The following is a 20,092-nucleotide window of genomic DNA, read 5'->3' as shown; positions in this document are numbered from 1 at the left end:
TAATAGCTCACTAGTCGAGTCGGCCTGCGCGGAAGATGTAACGGGGCTCAAACCATGCACCGAAGCTACGGGTATCACGTAAGTGATGCGGTAGAGGAGCGTTCTGTAAGCCTGTGAAGGTGAGTTGAGAAGCTTGCTGGAGGTATCAGAAGTGCGAATGCTGACATGAGTAACGACAATGGGTGTGAAAAACACCCACGCCGAAAGACCAAGGTTTCCTGCGCAACGTTAATCGACGCAGGGTTAGTCGGTCCCTAAGGCGAGGCTGAAAAGCGTAGTCGATGGAAAACAGGTTAATATTCCTGTACTTCTGGTTATTGCGATGGAGGGACGGAGAAGGCTAGGCCAGCTTGGCGTTGGTTGTCCAAGTTTAAGGTGGTAGGCTGAGATCTTAGGTAAATCCGGGATCTTAAGGCCGAGAGCTGATGACGAGTGTCCTTTAGGACGCGAAGTGGTTGATGCCATGCTTCCAAGAAAAGCTTCTAAGCTTCAGATAACCAGGAACCGTACCCCAAACCGACACAGGTGGTTAGGTAGAGAATACCAAGGCGCTTGAGAGAACTCGGGTGAAGGAACTAGGCAAAATGGCACCGTAACTTCGGGAGAAGGTGCGCCGGTGAGGGTGAAGGACTTGCTCCGTAAGCCCATGCCGGTCGAAGATACCAGGCCGCTGCGACTGTTTATTAAAAACACAGCACTCTGCAAACACGAAAGTGGACGTATAGGGTGTGACGCCTGCCCGGTGCCGGAAGGTTAATTGATGGGGTTAGCGAAAGCGAAGCTCTTGATCGAAGCCCCGGTAAACGGCGGCCGTAACTATAACGGTCCTAAGGTAGCGAAATTCCTTGTCGGGTAAGTTCCGACCTGCACGAATGGCGTAACGATGGCGGCGCTGTCTCCACCCGAGACTCAGTGAAATTGAAATCGCTGTGAAGATGCAGTGTATCCGCGGCTAGACGGAAAGACCCCGTGAACCTTTACTATAGCTTTGCACTGGACTTTGAATTTGCTTGTGTAGGATAGGTGGGAGGCTTTGAAGCGTGAACGCCAGTTTGCGTGGAGCCATTCTTGAAATACCACCCTGGCAACTTTGAGGTTCTAACTCAGGTCCGTTATCCGGATCGAGGACAGTGTATGGTGGGTAGTTTGACTGGGGCGGTCTCCTCCTAAAGAGTAACGGAGGAGTACGAAGGTGCGCTCAGACCGGTCGGAAATCGGTCGCAGAGTATAAAGGCAAAAGCGCGCTTGACTGCGAGACAGACACGTCGAGCAGGTACGAAAGTAGGTCTTAGTGATCCGGTGGTTCTGTATGGAAGGGCCATCGCTCAACGGATAAAAGGTACTCCGGGGATAACAGGCTGATACCGCCCAAGAGTTCATATCGACGGCGGTGTTTGGCACCTCGATGTCGGCTCATCACATCCTGGGGCTGAAGCCGGTCCCAAGGGTATGGCTGTTCGCCATTTAAAGTGGTACGCGAGCTGGGTTTAGAACGTCGTGAGACAGTTCGGTCCCTATCTGCCGTGGACGTTTGAGATTTGAGAGGGGCTGCTCCTAGTACGAGAGGACCGGAGTGGACGAACCTCTGGTGTTCCGGTTGTCACGCCAGTGGCATTGCCGGGTAGCTATGTTCGGAAAAGATAACCGCTGAAAGCATCTAAGCGGGAAACTTGCCTCAAGATGAGATCTCACTGGAACCTTGAGTTCCCTGAAGGGCCGTCGAAGACTACGACGTTGATAGGTGGGGTGTGTAAGCGCTGTGAGGCGTTGAGCTAACCCATACTAATTGCCCGTGAGGCTTGACCATATAACACCCAAGCAATTTGCGAAACGAAGCAGATTGCGGTGTATGAAGACGAAGTGAACCGAAAGTTTGCCACGCACAACACACCAAAGACTGTCACATACCCGATTCGCTGGAGCGTTGCCCAAACAACGAGCCGGCTACAGAATTTCTTGACGACCATAGAGCATTGGAACCACCTGATCCCATCCCGAACTCAGAAGTGAAACGATGCATCGCCGATGGTAGTGTGGGGTTTCCCCATGTGAGAGTAGGTCATCGTCAAGATTAAATTCCGAAACCCCAATTGCGAAAGCAGTTGGGGTTTTGTCTTTTCTGGCGTTTGGAAGCGGACGCGGAGCGTCCTGGGATGCATTCCCACGCAGAGCGTGGGAACGATCGGGGGGCAGGGGTCAAGGATCAGGGTCAGGGATCGGGGATCAACGATCAGGGGGGCAGGGGTCAGGATCGGGGATCAGAGACCAGGGATCGGGGATCATGGGGAAGGGGCGACGATGATTCGTTCCTGTACCTGCAGGCGCCGGCTTGCTGGCGATCGATGCCGCAGACGCCTCAAAAGCTCCAGCCCGCTGGCCACCGATCGTTCCCACGCTCCGCGTGGGAATGCATCCCCCCGACGCTCCGCGTCACAGGGTGGGATGGCGTTCGAAAACGGATTCAGAGCGTCACAGGCGCACGTACCCCGACAAATTTGCACAGTTATTTTCGAGCCAGCCCACTAGAATAGGCTCAATTCCCTACAGAGCCAGAGCGTCTATCTATGCCGGAACCGGTTGACACCTCCCAGGTGTCTGAACTGCCCCTGGACGAGCTGGTCGCTTGCCATGAGTGCGACCTGCTGATGCGCAAGCCCCAGCTCGGCCTGGGTGAAAAGGCCCAGTGTCCACGCTGCGGCTACGAGCTCTACGCTCACCGCCATGATGTCGTCGAACGCAGCCTGGCGCTGGTGATCGCAGCCCTGTTGTTGTACGTCCCAGCGAACTTTTTGCCCATCATGCAACTCAATCTCCTGGGCCGTACCTCCGATGACACGGTGTGGAGCGGCGTACTGGGCCTGCACCACACCGGCATGACCGGTATCGCCGTGGTGGTCTTCCTGTGCAGTATGGGCATTCCCCTGCTCAAGCTGTTGTGCCAGTTGACGGTGTTGCTGAGTATCCGTTGGGACATCGGGCGCAGCTATGGCCTGCTGCTTTATCGCATTTATCACCATCTACGTGACTGGGGCATGCTCGAGGTCTACCTGATGGGCGTGCTGGTCGCCATCGTCAAGTTGGCGGACCTCGCGGAGTTGAGCCTGGGCCTGGGCCTGGGCTGTTTTGTCGGTTTGTTGCTGGTCCAGATCCTCCTGGAAGTGGTGATGTCACCCCACCAGATCTGGCAGGCGTTGTCGGGAGAAGATGAACATGCGGGCGATTGATGCCGGTATCCTGATCTGCACGGAATGCCATGAGCTCAACCGGCATGAACCGGACAGCGACGGACAGCTCTGCACCCGTTGCGGTGCCCAGGTGCACCCGCGCCGTCCGAACAGCCTGATGCGCACCTGGGCCTTGCTGCTGACCTCGGCCATTCTCTACATCCCGGCCAACATGCTGCCGATCATGACTGTCAGTTCCCTGGGCAAGGGCGACCCCGACACCATCATGTCCGGCGTGATCACCCTAGTACAACATGGCATGTTTCCGATCGCCGCCGTGGTTTTTGTCGCCAGTATTCTGGTACCCACGTTCAAACTGGTAGGCATCGGCCTGCTACTGTTCTCGGTACAACGACACCAGCCGATGTCGGCCCGGCAGCGGATCATCATGTACCGTTTCATCGAGTTCATTGGCCGCTGGTCGATGCTGGATATTTTCGTGATCGCCATCCTGGTGGCGATCGTCAACTTCGGCAGGATTGCCAGCGTCGAGGCCAACCTCGGCGCGGTGGCATTTGCCAGTGTGGTGATATTGACGATGCTTGCTGCAATAACCTTTGACCCCCGACTGATTTGGGACAACACGGAGTCGGACGACGACAATGAGTGATCTGCCAAAAGCCAAAACCCGCCCGGCTTCGAACTGGTCGGCCATCTGGGTACTGCCGCTGATCGCCCTGATCATCGGCGGCTGGCTCGCCTGGCGCGCCTACAACCAGACCGGCATCGAGATTCAGGTACGTTTCGAAAGCGGCCAGGGCATCGAGGCCAACAAGACCGTAGTCGTCTACAAGGGCATGCCGATCGGCAAGGTCAAGGCACTGGCCCTGGACACCGAAGGCACCACCAAGGGCGTAAACGTCACCATCGAGATGAACAAGGACGTCGAGTCGTCCCTGCGCACCAATACCCGCTTCTGGCTGGTCAAGCCGAATGTCTCCCTGGCCGGTATCACCGGCCTGGAAACGCTGGTCTCGGGCAACTACATCGCCGTCAGCCCGGGGGATGGCGAGCCGGCGCGCAAATTCAAGGCACTGTCCGAGGAACCACCACTCTCGGATCTCAAGCCCGGCCTGCACATCACCATCAAGGCCGACCGGCTGGGCTCGCTGAACCGTGGCAGCCCGGTGTTCTACAAGCAGATCCAGGTCGGTCAGATCAAGAGCTATGCACTGTCCCCGGACCAGAACATGGTCGAGCTGAAGGTGTTCATCGAGCCGGCCTATGCCAACCTGGTACGCAAGCATACGCGCTTCTGGAACGCCAGCGGCATCAGCATCGACGCCAACCTGTCGGGGGTGAAACTGCGTAGCGAGTCGCTGGCCAGCATCGTCGCCGGCGGTATCGCCTTCGCCACTCCGGAGAACCGCAAGGACAGCCCGCCCACCGACCCGAGCCTGCCGTTCCGTCTCTACGAGGACTTCGATGCGGCCCAGGCGGGGATTCGGGTAAAGGTGAAGCTCAGCGACTTCGAAGGCCTGCAGGCAGGCCGTACGCCAGTGATGTACAAGGGCATCCAGGTCGGTAGCCTGAAAACCCTGAAGATCGACCCCGACCTCACCAGCGCCAACGCCGAACTGACGCTCGACCCGTTGGCCGAAGACTACCTGGTGGAAGGGACCCAGTTCTGGGTCGTGAAACCCTCGATTTCCCTGGCGGGGATCACTGGCCTGGAAGCACTGGTAAAGGGTAACTACATTGCTGTCCGCCCGGGAGACAAGGGTGGTCGGCCACAGCGCGAGTTCGAGGCGAGGGCCAAGGCCCCGCCGCTCGACCTGCGCTCGCCCGGCCTGCACCTGGTGCTGTTCACCGACAACCTCGGTTCACTGGAGGTCGGCAGCCCGATTCTCTACAAGCAGGTCAAGGTCGGTTCGGTGCAGAGCTACCAGTTCTCCCGTGACCGCAAGCAGGTGGTGATCGGCGTTCATATCGAGAAGGAGTACGAGGGCCTGGTCAACGCCTCGACACGCTTCTGGAACGTCAGCGGCATTACGCTGACCGGCGGGCTGACCGGCGGTATCCAGGTCAAGAGCGAGTCCCTGCAGACCCTGATTGCCGGGGGTATCGCCTTCGAGACCCTGCGCGAGAAAGCGCCCCTGAAACGCAAGATTCCGCGTTTCCGCCTGTTCGCCAACCACGAGGCGGCCGAACAGCAGGGCACCCTGATCAGCATTCGCGTCGACCGTGCCGACGGCCTGCGTCCTGGCACGCCGATCCGCTTCAAGGGCCTGGATGTCGGCAAGATCGAGAACGTCGACCTCAGCGATGACCTGCAATCAGTGCTGCTTTCGGCCCGGATCACCGAAGTGCCGGAGAAGATCGCCCGGGTCGGTAGCCAGTTCTGGGTGGTCAAGCCCGAGCTGGGCCTGATCAAGACCGCCAACCTGGAAACCCTGGTGACCGGGCAGTACATCGAGGTTCAGCCGGCGACGAAGAAGCAGGGTGCGCAGACGAGTTTCGTCGCCCTCAAGCAACCACCGGAGGCCCAGGTCGCCGAGGCTGGCCTGAGCCTGACCCTGAGTGCACCGCGTCGTGGTTCGCTGAAGGAGGGGGTTCCGGTGACCTATCGCGAAGTGGCGGTCGGCAAGGTCACCGGTTATGAGCTGGGCGCGACCGGCGACCGGGTGTTGATCCATATCCTGATCGAGCCGCGTTATGCGCCACTGGTGCGTACGGGCAGCCGGTTCTGGAACAGCAGCGGTTTCGGTTTCGATGTCAGCCTGTTCAAGGGCGCGACGGTACGGACCGAATCGCTGGAGACGCTGATCCAGGGCGGTATCGCCTTCGCCACGCCGGAAGGTGAACGGATGGGCGCGGCGGCACGGCCGCAGCAAACCTTCGCTCTGTTCGACAAGTCCGAGGATGAGTGGCTGACCTGGGCGCCGAAGATCCCGTTGGGCAAATAACCGGGAAGGTGTGTATCTGAGAAATTGTGGGGGCCTGTTCGCGGACAAATCCGGCTCCCACAGGTTGTGATGTTGCCGTAAATTCCGAGAGCACCGGAAGACTGTGGGAGCAGGATTTATCCGCGAAGAATCCACCACGAGGCCAGGACAAACAAAAACGCCGCGATCTACTGATCGCGGCGTTTTTGTTCATGCCCCGGGAAATCAGGCCTCGTCCAGCTCCGGCTCGGCCGCCTCGCTGTTCAGCGTGGCCCGTACCTGATCCAGGCGACGGATGTACTTCCAGTCCGCCTCGTCGATATAGATCCCGTTCGGACCGCTGCCGCCTTCCAGGTCGATGGCCACGTGGGCCGAGACCTGTGGCTTCACGCTCGCCAGGATCGGTACGAAGCCCAGTTGCAGGCTGGTCTCGAGCAAGGCTGCCTGGTTGCGCTCGTCGATGTCCGCCGCCTCGTCGAGGTAGTACGGCAGGCGCACGCGACCGGCCAGGTCGCGGTCCATCAGGTGCAGCAACAGGTACATGTTGGTCAGCGCCTTGATGGTCATGGTGGTACCGTTGGACGCCGCGCCATCGATGTCGGTGTGGATCACCGGCTGGCCATGGACCTTGGTGATTTCGAACGCCAGTTCGAACAGGTCCTTCAGACCCAGCTGGTTGTGGTTAGCCGCCACCAGCCGTGCCAGGTATTCCTTGGCCTCTTCGTTCTTGTTGTCCTGCTCGGCACTCTGGCTCAGGTCGAACACCGACAAGGTCTCGCCTTCCTCGTACTGGCCGGCGCTGTGGATGATCTGGTCGATGTGCTTGAGCGCTTCCTTGTTCGGCGCGAGGACGATACGGAAGCTCTGCAGGTTCGACACCTGGCGCTTGTTGATCTCGCGGTTGAACAGCGCCAGCTGGTGCTCGAGGCTGTCATAGTCGCTGCGGATGTTGCGCAGGGTCCGGGCGATGTCGGTGACCGCGGCACGACGGGCCTTGCCCAGGGTCAGGGCTTCGTCGGTGCGGTGGTCATAGGCGTTGATCAGCAGTTGCAGGCGGCGTTCGACGTCGTCTTCGCTGTCGAACTTGGCCACGCCCTTGAGGCGGACCTGGGCATACAGCGCCTCGATCTGCCCGTCGACCCGCTGCAGGCCCTGCCAGCTGTCCTGGTAGTCGTTGAGCAGCGGCAGCAGGTTGTCCATGGAGTCGTCGACCGGCTCCATGAATGGCGTGCCGAACGGCAGGTCCGCCGGCAGCAGTTGCCGACGGCGCAGGGTATCGTCGAGGGTGCGTTGCTTGGCTTCCATGTCGCCGATCTGCCGGCCGACCAGTTGCAGCTTGGCCGACAGTTGCTGGACGCGTTCGGTGAAGGCGTCGCTGGAACGCTTGAGTTCGTCCTGGGCGGCTTCCATCTGCGCCAGTTGCTCGAGTTTTTCGGGCTCTTCGGCGGACAAGGTTTCGGCGCGGCGGAAGTCTTCCAGGGCCTTCTGCGCATCCAGCACCTGCTGGTACAGCGCCTCGGTCTGCGATTTGCTCGCCGCGCGGTCGGCGGCCACGGCCTGTTGGGTCTTGAGTTGCTTGAGCTCCTTCTCCAGGCGCTCCTTCTGGTCGCGCAGGGCCGCGCGATCGGCCAGCGCCTGCAGGGCCGGCGGTTCGATGTGCGACAGGTCGATGGACAGGCCCGGGGCGACGAAACGCTCGCCCTTGAAGCCGTCGAGGATCAGCTCCAGCGACTTGACCCACTCGCCTTCGTCATCCAGGGCGATGCCATGTTCACCCAGCGGCAGGCTGAACAGCGAACTGTTGAACAGGCGCATCAGGCGCTCGACGTCCTGTTGCGAGAACTCTTCGCGCAGGCGGGCATAGCTGTTGTTGTCGGCGTGATCGAGTTGCTGCTTGACCGACTTCAGGCGTTTTTCCAGGTCGCGCAGGCGCTCTTCCAGGTCTTCGGCACTGAACTGGCGGGACTGGGCCAGGGCGCCGGCGAGTTCGTCGTGGGCATCCTTGGCGGCCAGCAACTGCTGTTCCAGCACCTTGACGTCGTCGACCAGGGCAAAGCGGTGCTTGAGTACCGACAGCTCGCCGAGCCAGCGCTGGATGCCGCTGATTTCCCGCTCCAGGCGCATCAGCTCCTGGGTGCTGCCACGCTGGTCGTTCTGCAGCGCGTCCTGTTCCCGGCGGTAGTGCTCGGACTGGATCACCAGCTCTTCCTTGCGCGCCGTGGCGTAGTCCGACCAGGTGCCCAGCAGCGAATCCAGCAGCGGCGAGATGCGGTGCAGCTTGCCGCGCAATACGTCGCGCTGGCGGACCCCGGCGGCCAGTGCCTCGACCAGTGGGCCGGCGGCGACCAGCGAGTTGTAGTCCTGCTCCATGCGCCGCACGTCGCGGAACGCTTCCTCGCAGGCGGCGATGTAGTCGACGCTGCCGGAGCGCAGGCTGTGCTCGAAGGCGTCGAGGAACAGCTGCTTGAGCTTGGCCGCGGTGATCTCGCGCATGTGCAGCAGGTTGATGAACAGCGCGCGGAAGGTCTTCAGGCTCTGTTCGCTGGTCGAGCGCAGCGGGATCAGGGTCAGGTCCAGCGGGATTGAGGTGTGCCCGCCGACCAGCAGCCGGCGCAGTTCATCGGGCTTGAGTTCGTAGGCTTTCAGGCCGTTGCGCTCGAGGTTGTTGAACAGCTCCTTCTGGCGCAGGCAGGTGTCGTCCTTCTGGTAGTGGGCCAGGTCCAGCTGTCCGGCATAGGCGAAGAACTGGTGGCCGAAACCGCCGCCCGGGCCGCGTCCGACCACGCCGATCACGTGCGGGCCATGGGGCAGCGAGACCTCGACGAGGATGTAGCTGGTGTCGCTGGCGAAGTAGAAACGACGCGACTGCTCCAGGCTGTACTTGCCGAAGCTCATGTCCGACATGCGCGCCAGGATCGGGAACTGCAGGGCGTTGATCGACGCCGACTTGCCGAGGTTGTTCGCCCCGTACACCGACAGCGGGTTTTCCAGCGGGAACAGCCCGAGGCTGTAGCCGGCGGTGTTCAACAGGGCGAAGCGGCGAATGCCGTAGCGTTCCTGGCTCATGCATCCATCTCCTGTTGCTCGTCGGCGATGGCCCGGGCCAGCGCGTCTTCTTCACTTTCTTCCTGGCCTTCGTCGAATTCGCTGAGGTCCAGCGGATCGTCGGTCTCCAGGAGTTTTTCGTCGCTGTCCTCGTCGACGATCACCGGCGTCGGCAACGGCAGCACGCTGTGCAGGCTGGCGGCCATGTCACGGTCCTGCTGGACCGACAGGCAGACGTCGAGGAAGCGGTGCATCGGCGGCAGGAAGCGGAACAGGCCCGGCTCTTCCAGAGCGAAGCCGAGCTGGGTCATGCGGCGCATGATCTTCTCTTCCAGTTCGTCCTGGGTGGTGACTTCGGCCTGGACGAACAGGTCGCGATATTTCTCCAGCAGCGAGGGCAGTTCGTCACGGCCGAGACTGCCACCGTCGAGCACGGCGATCGGGTCGCGACCCTGGTCGGCCAGGTGCTCGACCAGGATGAAGGTGAACAGCGCCAGGCGTTGGGCGGTCTTGTTCACCTGCGCCGTGGCGTTGTCCGGGACGAAGTAGTAGAAGCCGCGGGTGTCGCAGACCAGTTCGAAGCCCAGGGCCTTGAACAGCGTGCGGTACTGGTCCTGGCAGTTCGATAGCTGGGCGTACAGCTCCGGGTCGCGGCGGCTGATGTGGTAACCCTTGAACAGCTCGCGAAAGATCGGTGCCAGCTGGGACAGTTCGGAAAGATCAAGATGCATGAGGTGTGCTCGCGGAATTCTCGGCGCTGTCTTCGACACGCGAGAGCAGGGCGAAGGAGCGCAGGCTGACCAGGTGCTCCTGTGTGTAGTAGTCGCGGCGTTCGAGACGCTCGCGCTGGAAACGCTTCTCCCGCGACAGGCGCGAGAACCAGTAGAGCAATTCGTCGGTGGCGCCGTCCGGCTCCTGCTCCAGCAGCCAGCTCATCAGGTCCGGCATCGGCAGGGCGTCGGTGCAGCGTTCGAGCATTTCCTTGACCGTGCGCGGGGCGCGTGGCGAGTCGCCGCCGCGGGTCGCCTTGTGCGCCTTGGGGAAGCGCGAAGGCTTGGCTTCGAAGCGGGCCAGCGCATAGACATAGGCCTCGACCTGGCCGGAGCTGCCGAGGAAGGTGCTCTGCGGCCGGGTGAACATCGGCATGGCGGCCTGCGGCACGGCATCGATGCCCTTGCGGCGGATCACCGACAGCGCCAGCGCCGCGCCACGGGTCACGGCGTTGTGTCGGCGGGCCTCTTCACGCAGCGGCAACAGCAGTTCACGGGCGTGGCGCAGGGTCAGCTGGGCGCTGGTCTGCATTTCCAGGATTCGCGCGTGGGTGCGCAGCAGCATGTCGTCGTCGACCAGGTGCCCCAGGCGCTGCTGTTCGCTGAGCATGCGCAGCAGGACGTTCTCGACCTTGCGCACGCCCTGTTCGAAGGCGCCATCGGCATTCACCAGCTGGATCATCGGCTCGACGTACTCGTCCCAGGTCGCCAGGACCTCGGCATAGCGCTGGCGCAGCGGGATCTGCCGGTCGCTGGTCTTGGCCCGTTCGGCGACGGCGACCAGCGCCTGCTCGTCGTTGGCGAGCTTTTTCAGCACATCGCGCACACGCATGTCGAGCAGCCGCAGCTGGCGCGCCAGGTCGTTGCCGTCGCGAATCTCGAAGGCGTCCTGGATGTAGCCGGCCAGGCGCTCGAGGTGGCGCAGGTAGGCTTCGATCTCCAGGCACAGGCCCAGGCGGTGCTCGCGGCGCAGGTAGGCCAGGAAGTCGTGGATCTGTGCGTTCAGCTCGAAGCGGTTCGGGCTTTTCGCGACCGGCACCAGGATGTCGAGGCGAATCCACACGTCCAGCAGGCTGGTGATGTCCTGGGGCGTGCTTTCCAGCTGCTGGGCGGCCAACTGCTGACGCAGCTCGCCAAGGCTCATGGTGCCTTGGTCGAAGTGTTCGCACAGAGGCTCCAGGAGTGCCCAGTGTTCGGCGAGGGCGCGCAAGACGCGCTTGGGTTCGATCATGGGAATGGCCGACTGATTGGCAATTAAAAAAGGGGAGATTGTACTGCATGAAACGGCTTGTTGACCCGCGGGCGATCAGAGGCATGCGGTTATTGCGATCAACTGCGGGCGATCTTGGCCGAAGGACGGTAGAATCAGCGCCTTGAACTTATCCACAGATGGCCGCCCCTTGTTGATCGAGTCCCGTCGCCGCGCCTATCTGACCGCCATGCAGGTGGTCCATTGGCTGCCCCGCACCGAACTGCCGTTCGCCGCGCCTTCGCGCCCGGAACTGTTTGTCGAGCCTGAGCCGCTGGTCGAGAGCCCGGCCGAGATCGTCGCGCCGGCCGTAGAGGCGCGCAAGGCCGTGGAGCCTTCGGCCAGGCCCGCCGAACGGCCGAAAATCGAGGTGCCACGGCCGTCGTCGAGCGCCCGGGCCGACAGCAAGCCGAAGGTCGAGGCAGAGGAAACGCCCGCACCGGTCAAGGCGCCAGTGCTGCCGCCGCCGCGTTTCTCCCTGCAACTGCTGCGGGCCGGGCGCTGCCTGCTGCTGGTCGAACTGGTCACCGGCCAGCCGTTCCAGAGCCGCGATCCGTCCTACCTGCTGCTCAAGGACATGCTGCGCGCCGCCGGCCTGCCGGATGCGCCGCAGATCATCGGCGAGCCGGTACGTTGGCCGCTGCTGGCTCGTGGCAACCTGGACCAGGGCCCGGATGTCGCCCGCGAATTCGTCCAGGGCTTCGTCCAGGCCCGGCTGGAAGAGGGCGAGTGCGCCTGCCTGTGGCTGATCGGTCTGCCGGCGGTGCGTTTCGCCGGTGAGGCCGATGCGCAATCCTATAACCGCGAGCTGCAGGTCGAAGGCCTGGGCTCGGCCTGGGCGCTGCCTGGCCTGGAATTACTGATGGACGAGCCGCAGCGCAAGGCGGATGTCTGGCAAGCCATGCGTCGGCTGATGGCGCGTTGGAAACACAACGATGAGTGATGCGGTAAGTTTTCGCCTGGCCACCGAGGCGGACCTCGATGCGATTTTGAAGATCGAGTACGCGGCGTTCAGCCACCCCTGGACCCGCGGCATTTTTACCGACGCGCTGAAGTCCTATCAGGTCTGGCTGATGTTCGAGGGCAATCAGCAGGTCGGGCACGGGGTGATCCAGGTGATCATCGATGAAGCACACCTGCTGAACATCACCGTCAAGCCGGAGAACCAGGGCCGCGGCCTGGGCCTGCGGCTGCTCGAGGAATTGATGAAGCAGGCCTACGGCCTGGGCGCGCGCGAGTGCTTCCTGGAGGTTCGCGACAGCAACCAGACGGCGTACCGGCTGTACGAGCGCTATGGTTTCAATGAGGTCGGGCGTCGTCGCGACTACTACCCGGCGGTGGGTGGGCGCGAGGATGCGCTGGTGATGGCGGCGACGCTGGTCGACTGATCTGTCTGCCAGCGACATCGCCGGCACGTCGGCGTGACCTCGGGCCCGGGTCGGTTGTCAGAGACTCAGTGCATCATTCTCGAGGCTTCACAGCATGAACGAACTACAAGACCTGATTGATAACAACGAGCGCTGGGCCGCTGCGATCAAGGAAGAGGACCCGGAGTTCTTCGCCAAGCTGGCACGCCAACAGACTCCGGAATTCCTCTGGATCGGTTGCTCCGACGCCCGTGTACCGGCGAACGAGATCGTCGGCATGTTGCCCGGCGATCTGTTCGTCCACCGCAACGTGGCCAACGTGGTGCTGCACACCGACCTCAACTGCCTGTCGGTGATCCAGTACGCGGTGGACGTGCTCAAGGTCAAGCATATCCTGGTCACCGGCCACTACGGTTGCGGCGGTGTACGCGCGTCGATGCAGGATCGCCAGTTCGGCCTGATCGATGGCTGGCTGCGTTCCATTCGTGATCTCTACTACGAGAACCGCGAAGCGCTGGCGAAACTGCCGACCGAGGAAGAACAGGTCGACCGCCTGTGCGAACTGAACGTGATCCAGCAGGTGGCCAACGTCGCGCACACCAGTATCGTCCAGAACGCCTGGCATCGTGGCCAGAGCCTGTCGGTGCATGGCTGCATCTACGGGATCAAGGATGGTCGCTGGAAGAGCCTGGACACCACCATCAGCGGCTTCGAACAACTGCCACCGCAGTATCGCCTGCGGCCGGTCGGCGCGCCCTGAAGTCTGTGTAGGCGCGATTTGATCGTTCCCACACTCCGCGTGGGACCGCATCCCGTGACGCTCTGCGTCACAAGAGCGGACGCGGAGCGCCCAGAGAGGCGTTCCCACGCAGAACCTGGGAACGATCGGTAGAGAAAGACGGGGGGAGCCGGCAAGCTGGCTCCCCCCGTCTGCTTTTCAGGGTCAGATATGCGGGGCTTCGGTGGTCGGCTTCGGCGCCGGCTCACGCAGTTGCTTGAGCTGGGTCTTGACCGTTGTCGTGGTGCATTTCTTCTGCGCATCGGCCTCGCTCAGGTTGCGCACCGAGACATAGAACAGCTCGCAGGTTTTTTCCTTGTTGGTCACCTGCCAGTTCTGCGTGCAACTGGTCAGCAGCGCCTTCGGATCGCTGCCTGGCTTCTGGCCCATGCCCGCCTGCCAGCAGGCCGCGCTCAAGTCCTGGCCCATCACCTTCAGGCCGGCCGCATCGGCCTTGGCCTGGTCGCCGTTGTAGTTGGACGGATCGGCCGCATACCAGATGTAGCTCGGGTGGTTGGAGCCCAGCACCGGCACCTTCACCCCGGCCGTCGGACTGATTTCCGCCAGCCCCAGTACCGCGACCGTGGCGCCGTACTGCTGCTTGATCCAGTTGCGCACCGGTGCACCGAACGCGACCATCGGCAGGGCCGTGCCCTTGGCGGTCACGCTGACCTCCTTGACCATGGTGGTCTGGTAGTCGGTGAAGTAGCCGTACACGCCTTCCAGGGTACTGCCAGCGTTGGCGGGCGCGGCAATCGGGGCGATGTCGACGATGGTCTGGTAACCCGGGGTCTGCTCCTTGGGAATCCCGTTGTCGGTCAGCAGCTCGGCCCAGCGGTCGGTGGTCTTCGACTCCAGGTAGTCCTGGGCCTGGGTCAGCGAGTAATCCGGCGGGAAGTGCAGCAGCTCGACGCTCTTGCGGTTGTCCAGGGCCATGCCCAGGGGCAGGAACAGGTACCAGCTGTAGTCCCACTTGCCGTCGGCGTTCAGTTTCGACGCGCCCTTGTAGGCCAGGTCGCCAGCGTCCAGCAGGGCTGCCAGCGGCTTCTCGTAGCCTGCCGGCACACCGCTGAAGTGGGCGTAGAGTTGGCCGTTGTCGGTCTTCACCGTCACCTTGGCCGTGGTGTAGCCGTCACGTTGCACGCTCTGGTTCAGGTAGTGCTCGGCGGTCTGCTCCAGTGTCCAGTTGCGGTAGCAGATCACGCTGCAGTTGTTGGGGTAGGCGAACAGCTGGGTGACCCGTTCGGTGCTGCCCAGTTTCAGGTCGGTATCGGCGTGGGCGGTGGCCATGCCCAGGGTCATGGCGGCGAGGGTGAACGTCAGTCCTGCGAGTTTCGACATGCTCAGATCCTTTTCAGCGTAGGGCCCCCGTGTGGGGGAAGTACATAAAGGTACAGCCGGAACAGTGTGGAGCGGTTTTTCAGAAACTTTTTTTGATAATTTGCTGCAGCCTGGGACTATGGTTGTTTGGAGCTGGTCAACGGAAAGCCGGGAAAGAATTGCACGCAAATGCCGCTGACGATCAGCATCAGCGCGGCGAAGCACCATTGGCGCGTGCTCCACTGGGTCCAGTAGCAGAGGCTCTGCCAGGGGCTGCGCCAGAACGAGTCCGCGGGTTCGATGGGCGTGCGTCCTTGCTCGGTCAGGCCGACCAGGCCGAGGCCCAGTACCGAGATGGCTCCCAGTGCTCCGAGGGCACTCCAGAAAATGGCGGCGATTGCCAGTTGCAGCCCGCCGTGGCGGATGAGCAGGGCGCGGCCGCTGGGGGAGAGGCGCCTGGGTAACAGGCGTTCGCTCAGCCACACGTCCAGAGGGGCGATGTTCCAGGCCAGCAATGCCCAGCCGGCGGCCACGATGCGCCCGAGCAGTGCCAGCGCACCGGCAATGATCACTGAGCCGAGTACGGCTCCCTCTGCCGATTGGCCTTTGGCCAGATGCCCCTCGATCCCCGGAACCAGCGCCAGCAGGTAGGCCAGCATCAGCAGCAGGCCGAACAGTATCCAGCCATGGGCCGGTACGGTGCGAGGCAGGTACTTGTGCCAGAAGAACACATCCGGCTCGGGCAGGCGCTCGATCAGCCGCGGGTGGCGGTGGGTCAGTTGTTCGGCCAACTGCTGGCAGGCCTGCCAGTCGCCCCCGGAAAACTTGCGCATCTTGCGGAATTTCTGCCAGTGGCTGCCCGACCCGAGCAGCAGGTGCGCCGCCATGTGTTCCGATGAGGGTGACGGCTGCACCTGGGCGCGGGCCAGCAGGTTCTGGTAGAAGCCTTCTTCCTTGCAGCGATCGAGCACTGCCTGCCACAGCCATTCGGGCTCCGGTGTCACACCGGTGCGCTCGTCCCAGCCGAACAGCTGGCAGACCCGCTCGAACAGCGGCAGGCTCCATTGACTTTGGTGGAGCATCTGCAGCAGCAGATGTTGCCAGTGCAGGCGGCGGTCGAAGATCCTCAGCCAGGGCTGCTCGCTGTAGTGCTTCAACTGGTTGATGAACTCGCGTTCCTGGCCGGCCTCCAGCTGTGCCTGGAGCTCCTGCCGGTACCCTTGCAGCAGGTCGGCGGACAAGGCCTGTTCCTGCTCCGGCGCCATGCGCACGGTCTGCCAGGGCGTCAGCCATTCCCGTTGCTGCACGGCCCAGACAAGAATGCCGACGCGCAGGCCGGGCTGCTCGAAGCACAGGCGCAGTAATGCCTGCTCGAAGGCGCTGGCACAGTCCTGCTGGAGTGCCTGTTCCCAGCGCTGGGGCAGGTTCTCGGTGCTCAGGCCGGGTATCAGCGCCCGGGCCTGGTCCTCGGCCTGTTGCGCTGCGCTGGGTGTGCTCGATGGCTGGAGCTGCGGCAGCCTCGACCAGTCCGGTAGCTCGGATAGGGTCGGCGTCTCGATGGCCGGCTCGGGCTCGAACGGAGGAGCCTCGACCATGACCTCGTCATCTTCGCGCCAGCGGGCAATCTCCAGCGCCTCTTCGTAGGCTTCGCGCAGCCGCTGGAAACCCTCGGCATCCTCGTCCGGGCGGGTGACTTTCAGCAGTCGCGCATAGCTGCGCTTGATACTGCGCTCATCGGCGTCGTCAGCCAGTTGCAGGATCGACCAACAGTCCATGTCGCAACTCCCTTAATGCCAGACGCCGTTGTCGAGCCTGTTCAACTGTTCGGTCAGTTCACTGCGGGCCTCGCGGATCCGCCGTTCGTCCTGGGTCTCCAGCACCTGCTGGAACTGCCCGGCCAGGTAGCCGATGCGTTCACGCAGCTCACCCAGGCTTTCCTGGTAGAGGCGTTCCAGGCGGGCGGTCAGCACAGTGTTCACCTGCTGGTCGCGCGGGTGCACCTTGAGCAGGCTCAGGGCCTGCAGGCGTTGCTGGATTTCCTCCGGAGTGAGTACGCCGGGGTTGTTCTCGATCACCAGCGAATGCTGTTCGCCGCTTTGCGGTACGGTGACCTGGGCTTCGAGCAGGCCGTTGTTGTCGTAGGTGAAACGTACATCCAGCTCGACCTCGCCGGCCTTGCGCTTGGGCACCGGCATTTCCAGTTCGCCGAGGAAGACGTTGTCGCGTACCAGGCGGCTTTCGCCCTGGTAGATCTTCAGCTTCACCACTTCCTGATTGTCGTGCAGGGTGTAGACACGCTTGACCCGGCTGACCGGGACAATGCTGTTGCGTTCGATGATCGGCAGGTAATGCCCGCTTTCGATCTGCTGGCCGTATTGCTGGGAGGTCTCGATGCCCAGGGTGTAGGAGCAGACGTCGGTCAGCACCACTTCCTCGAGGGCCGCGGAGCGGGCCTTGAGCGCCGCCTGGACCGCCGCACCGTGGGCCACCACCTCATCGGGGTTGAGGCTGATGGACGGGAAACGCCCGAACAGCCCGGCCGCCAGCTTGCGCACCAGCGGCATGCGGGTGGTGCCGCCGACCAGGAGGATTTCATCGAGATCGCTGACGCGGATCCGCGCATCGCGCAGGGCTCGCTCGATCGGGCCGCGCAGACGTTCCAGCAGCGGCGCATAGATATCGGCCAGTTGTTGCTGGGTAAACGTATGGCTCCACTGGCGGCCATCGACCCGCAGGGTGAATTCGGCGCTCGGTTCCTGGCCGAGGACCTTGCGCACCCGCTCGGCCTCACGGCGCAGGGCCTGGATCACGCTGGCCTGCTCGGGGAAGTCCGTGGCGTTGCGTTGGCTGTCGACAAACCGGTCGAGCAGCGCCGCGTCGAAGTCCTCGCCGCCGAGGAAGTTGTCGCCGGCGCTGGCGCGAACCTCCATCACCCCGTCGAACAGTTCGAGGATCGACACGTCGAAGGTGCCGCCGCCCAGGTCGAAGACCAGGAACGAGGTTTCCTTGTCGCGCTGATGCAGGCCATAGGCGAGGGCGGCAGCGGTCGGCTCGTTGATCAGCTTGTCGACCTTGAGGCCGGCCAGCTCGCCGGCGATCCGCGTGGCCTTGCGCTGTGCATCGCTGAAGTAGGCCGGAACGCTGATCACCGCTTCGTGCACGGTTTCGCCGTAGGCGCGTTCGACGTCTTCCTTGAGGCTCTTGAGCACCAGCGCGGACAGCTCTTCGGGGCGGAACAGGCGCTCGCCCAGACGCACTTCCTGGGCGCTGCCCATGTGGCGCTTGAACAGCGCGGTGGTGCTGCGCGGATGGGTGTGCAGGCGCTCCTTGGCGGCCTGGCCGACGAGGATCCGGCCTTCATCGTCAAGACCGACCACGCTCGGCGTGAGGAACTGGCCGAGTGCATTGGGCACCAATTCGCTGGCCTCCCCGCGCCAGACGGCGACCAGGCTGTTGGTGGTCCCCAGGTCGATCCCTACGATCATTGCGCTGAACTCCCTTTGCGATCTGCAAAAAACTGAAACAGAAATAATCCGCTCAGGATATTACCGGAGTGAGGAGGGGGTAAAGAGGGTGGTGGCAGTTGGCTATTATTGATTGGGGGCGGGGGTGGCGGTCCTGGTGGGCTTTGAGGGCCCTGTTCGCGGATGAATCCGGCTCCCACAGAGTTCGCGTCGTACACAATACGTGTGGGGCGCGGTCATTGTGGGAGCCGGATTCATCCGCGAACAGGGCCTCCCGAATCAGGCGGTAAAGCGCAAGGCGTTGGTCAGGTCGCCCATCGGTTTCTGCCCACGCGCGGTCATCGCCTCATCGCGCTCCTTGATGCCGTCGAGTTTCTCCAGCTGGAACACCCGGGTGATCAGGCGCAGGATCGACGCGGTGTCGTACACCGTATGATCCACCGTGCCCTTGCGGGCGAACGGCGACACCACCAACGCCGGGATTCGCGTGCCCGGGCCCCAGCGATCGCCCTTGGGCGGTGCCACGTGGTCCCACCAGCCGCCGTTCTCGTCGACCGTGACCACCACCACCATGTTCTGCCACTGCGGGCTTTCGCGCAGTACCTTCAGCGCCCGCACGATATGCCGGTCACCCGCAGCCACGTCGGTGTAGCCGGCATGCATGTTGAGGTTGCCCTGGGGCTTGTAGAAGGTCACCGCCGGCAGCTTGCCGGCCGCGGCGTCGGCGAGGAATTTGTTGGTGCCGGTCTCGTCGCCCAGTCCGCCATCACGCAGACGCTTGGCCCGCTCGGCCGGGTTTTCCGGGCCTTGGCGGGTGAAGTAGTTGAACGGTTGGTGGTGATACTGGAAGTTCGGGATCTTCGGAATGCCGCCGGAGTCCTTGAACTGCTCCAGGGTCACCTGCCAGGCGCCGGCGTACCAGGCCCAGTCGATGTTCTTCTTCGACAGCTTGTCGCCGATATGCTCGTGGGTCTGTGGTACCAGCACGGTTGGCAGGTCCGGCTTGGCGTAGTCAGGACGCTCTGGGTCGCGTATCCAGGTCGGCCAGTACGGCGGGGCCATGGTGTTCACCGCGTAGCCGTCGGGGGTCAGGGCGCTCGGGCCGAACTGCGGTGGACCGCTCATGGCGCTGGCCGGGGATTTCTCCAGCGGCATCAGGCGCGGATCGGTCGGGTCATCGCTCTGCACCTTGGCGATCTGCGGCTTGGCCACCGAGTTGGCGGCATCCGGGTAGAACGGCACCTTGGCGCTGATCAGGTATTGGTGGTTGAGGAACGAGCCGCCAAAGGCACCCTGGAAGAAGTTGTCGCACAGCACGAACTCCTTGGCCACGTCCCACAGCCGCAGCGAGTAGCGGGTCTGGGCGTAGTAGCCCATGGTCAGGCTGCCGGAGTCGGCCCAGGCGACGAAGCGGTCGTTCTTGCCGCCATTGATCTGCATCTGGTTCTGGTAGAACACGTGCCACAGGTCGCGGGTGACCAGGCCCAGGGGCAGGTCCTCGCCGTTCGGCCCCTTGAGGGCGTAGGGAGCGTTGGGCAGGTTTTCCTGGAATTGGGCCTCTACCGGGTAGGTGACGCCGTCGAGACTCTGCGGGCCGACCTGCAGCACGCCGCCCCAGACCGGTGGCAGGGTCTGCAGCAGGCTGCCGTCACGATCATACTGCTGGTAGTCGGCTGGCTTGAGCGCCGACAGCGGTTTCTCGACACCCGGGAAGTCGCCGAACAGGTTGTTGAAGCTGCGGTTCTCGGCGTAGATCACCACCACGGTCTTGACCTGTTCCTGCAGCGCCTTGTCGAGCGCGGCACCGGACAGCTCCTTGACCTCGGGCTGCTTGCCCGGTTCGCTTGGCGAGCCACAGGCACTCAGGGTCGCGCCAGCCCCCAGCACGGCGACACCACCGAGAAAACGGCGGCGGCTGGTATTGGTCGGGGTATCGGCATCGGCGGCCGGCGACTGTTCGAGGTCTTTCTCGTCACTCATCCTGGGTTCC

Annotated in this window: 13 protein-coding genes and 2 rRNA genes (1 of these 15 only partly in view); 8 read left to right on the top strand and 7 right to left on the bottom strand. The window is 62.8% G+C overall.

Features of this window, described 5'->3' with window-relative positions; genetic code table 11:
• The 5 genes from HU752_RS28445 to HU752_RS28425 all read left to right on the top strand — a co-directional run.
• Positions 1-1,807, top strand: a 23S ribosomal RNA gene (locus HU752_RS28445) (it extends 1,084 nt beyond the left edge of the window).
• Positions 1,808-1,955: 148 nt separating this feature from the next.
• Positions 1,956-2,071, top strand: a 5S ribosomal RNA gene (gene rrf, locus HU752_RS28440).
• Positions 2,072-2,564: 493 nt separating this feature from the next.
• Positions 2,565-3,224 carry a paraquat-inducible protein A gene (locus tag HU752_RS28435; protein WP_186678794.1) on the top strand — a complete coding sequence of 220 codons (660 nt, stop codon included), beginning with the start codon at positions 2,565-2,567 and terminating at the stop codon, positions 3,222-3,224.
• Positions 3,211-3,834, top strand: coding sequence for a paraquat-inducible protein A (locus tag HU752_RS28430; RefSeq protein ID WP_186678791.1), 624 nt, complete (start codon positions 3,211-3,213; stop codon positions 3,832-3,834). The genes HU752_RS28435 and HU752_RS28430 overlap by 14 nt, the downstream gene beginning before the upstream one ends.
• Complete coding sequence (locus tag HU752_RS28425) at positions 3,827-6,130, top strand: PqiB family protein (protein WP_186678789.1); 2,304 nt, start codon at positions 3,827-3,829, stop codon at positions 6,128-6,130. Before HU752_RS28430 ends, HU752_RS28425 begins: the two co-directional genes overlap by 8 nt.
• A 204-nt stretch (positions 6,131-6,334) precedes the next feature.
• Here the strand turns inward: HU752_RS28425 and mksF are convergent, their stop codons facing one another.
• The 3 genes from mksF to mksB are packed head-to-tail and all read right to left on the bottom strand — an operon-like array spanning position 6,335 to position 11,155.
• Entirely contained in the window at positions 6,335-9,175 is a 2,841-nt protein-coding gene (mksF, locus tag HU752_RS28420) for an Mks condensin complex protein MksF (protein ID WP_186678781.1), read from the bottom strand.
• Positions 9,172-9,885 carry an Mks condensin complex protein MksE gene (gene mksE / locus HU752_RS28415; RefSeq protein ID WP_186678779.1) on the bottom strand — a complete coding sequence of 238 codons (714 nt, stop codon included), beginning with the start codon at positions 9,883-9,885 and terminating at the stop codon, positions 9,172-9,174. Before mksE ends, mksF begins: the two co-directional genes overlap by 4 nt.
• The gene (mksB, locus tag HU752_RS28410) at positions 9,875-11,155 is read right to left on the bottom strand and encodes an Mks condensin complex protein MksB (protein ID WP_186678777.1); all 1,281 of its coding nucleotides are present in this window, start codon (positions 11,153-11,155) and stop codon (positions 9,875-9,877) included. Before mksB ends, mksE begins: the two co-directional genes overlap by 11 nt.
• 169 nt (positions 11,156-11,324) lie before the next feature.
• Here mksB and HU752_RS28405 point away from each other — a divergent pair, with 169 nt between their 5' ends.
• The 3 genes from HU752_RS28405 to can all read left to right on the top strand — a co-directional run bounded on the left by HU752_RS28405 (position 11,325) and on the right by can (position 13,300).
• Positions 11,325-12,116 (top strand): energy transducer TonB, encoded by a 792-nt coding sequence (locus tag HU752_RS28405; RefSeq protein ID WP_186678832.1) that lies wholly within the window; start codon positions 11,325-11,327, stop codon positions 12,114-12,116.
• Positions 12,109-12,561, top strand: coding sequence for a ribosomal protein S18-alanine N-acetyltransferase (rimI, locus tag HU752_RS28400; RefSeq protein WP_186678775.1), 453 nt, complete (start codon positions 12,109-12,111; stop codon positions 12,559-12,561). Before HU752_RS28405 ends, rimI begins: the two co-directional genes overlap by 8 nt.
• 94 nt (positions 12,562-12,655) lie before the next feature.
• On the top strand, positions 12,656-13,300 hold the full coding sequence (gene can / locus HU752_RS28395; protein ID WP_054059583.1) for a carbonate dehydratase: 645 nt from the start codon (positions 12,656-12,658) through the stop codon (positions 13,298-13,300).
• A gap of 183 nt (positions 13,301-13,483) precedes the next feature.
• On the opposite strand, the gene HU752_RS28390 is transcribed toward can, so the two are convergent.
• The 4 genes from HU752_RS28390 to HU752_RS28375 all read right to left on the bottom strand — a co-directional run bounded on the left by HU752_RS28390 (position 13,484) and on the right by HU752_RS28375 (position 20,082).
• Entirely contained in the window at positions 13,484-14,659 is a 1,176-nt protein-coding gene (locus tag HU752_RS28390) for a hypothetical protein (protein WP_186678764.1), read from the bottom strand.
• A 116-nt stretch (positions 14,660-14,775) separates the two neighbouring features.
• Positions 14,776-16,413 (bottom strand): J domain-containing protein, encoded by a 1,638-nt coding sequence (locus HU752_RS28385; RefSeq protein WP_186678762.1) that lies wholly within the window; start codon positions 16,411-16,413, stop codon positions 14,776-14,778.
• Between the two features lie 12 nt (positions 16,414-16,425).
• On the bottom strand, positions 16,426-18,123 hold the full coding sequence (locus tag HU752_RS28380) for a molecular chaperone HscC (RefSeq protein WP_186678752.1): 1,698 nt from the start codon (positions 18,121-18,123) through the stop codon (positions 16,426-16,428).
• A 258-nt stretch (positions 18,124-18,381) separates the two neighbouring features.
• Positions 18,382-20,082, bottom strand: a complete 1,701-nt coding sequence (locus HU752_RS28375) for an acid phosphatase (protein ID WP_186678749.1) — start codon at positions 20,080-20,082, stop codon at positions 18,382-18,384.
• Positions 20,083-20,092: the final 10 nt, after the last annotated feature.

Origin of the sequence: Pseudomonas vanderleydeniana (genome assembly GCF_014268755.2) — a bacterium.
Taxonomy (GTDB): Bacteria; Pseudomonadota; Gammaproteobacteria; order Pseudomonadales; family Pseudomonadaceae; genus Aquipseudomonas; species Aquipseudomonas vanderleydeniana.
This window is presented reverse-complemented; position numbering and strand designations above follow the sequence as displayed.

Bases quoted from the DNA above. Each gene is read 5' to 3' on its own strand.
- HU752_RS28380 (WP_186678752.1), bottom strand. From the start codon at position 18,123: ATGATCGTAGGGATCGACCTGGGGACCACCAACAGCCTGGTCGCCGTC.
- HU752_RS28375 (WP_186678749.1), bottom strand. From the start codon at position 20,082: ATGAGTGACGAGAAAGACCTCGAACAGTCGCCGGCCGCCGATGCCGAT.
- can (WP_054059583.1), top strand. From the start codon at position 12,656: ATGAACGAACTACAAGACCTGATTGATAACAACGAGCGCTGGGCCGCT.
- mksF (WP_186678781.1), bottom strand. From the start codon at position 9,175: ATGAGCCAGGAACGCTACGGCATTCGCCGCTTCGCCCTGTTGAACACC.
- HU752_RS28435 (WP_186678794.1), top strand. From the start codon at position 2,565: ATGCCGGAACCGGTTGACACCTCCCAGGTGTCTGAACTGCCCCTGGAC.
- mksB (WP_186678777.1), bottom strand. From the start codon at position 11,155: ATGATCGAACCCAAGCGCGTCTTGCGCGCCCTCGCCGAACACTGGGCA.
- HU752_RS28385 (WP_186678762.1), bottom strand. From the start codon at position 16,413: ATGGACTGTTGGTCGATCCTGCAACTGGCTGACGACGCCGATGAGCGC.
- HU752_RS28390 (WP_186678764.1), bottom strand. From the start codon at position 14,659: ATGTCGAAACTCGCAGGACTGACGTTCACCCTCGCCGCCATGACCCTG.
- HU752_RS28425 (WP_186678789.1), top strand. From the start codon at position 3,827: ATGAGTGATCTGCCAAAAGCCAAAACCCGCCCGGCTTCGAACTGGTCG.
- HU752_RS28430 (WP_186678791.1), top strand. From the start codon at position 3,211: ATGCGGGCGATTGATGCCGGTATCCTGATCTGCACGGAATGCCATGAG.
- rimI (WP_186678775.1), top strand. From the start codon at position 12,109: ATGAGTGATGCGGTAAGTTTTCGCCTGGCCACCGAGGCGGACCTCGAT.
- mksE (WP_186678779.1), bottom strand. From the start codon at position 9,885: ATGCATCTTGATCTTTCCGAACTGTCCCAGCTGGCACCGATCTTTCGC.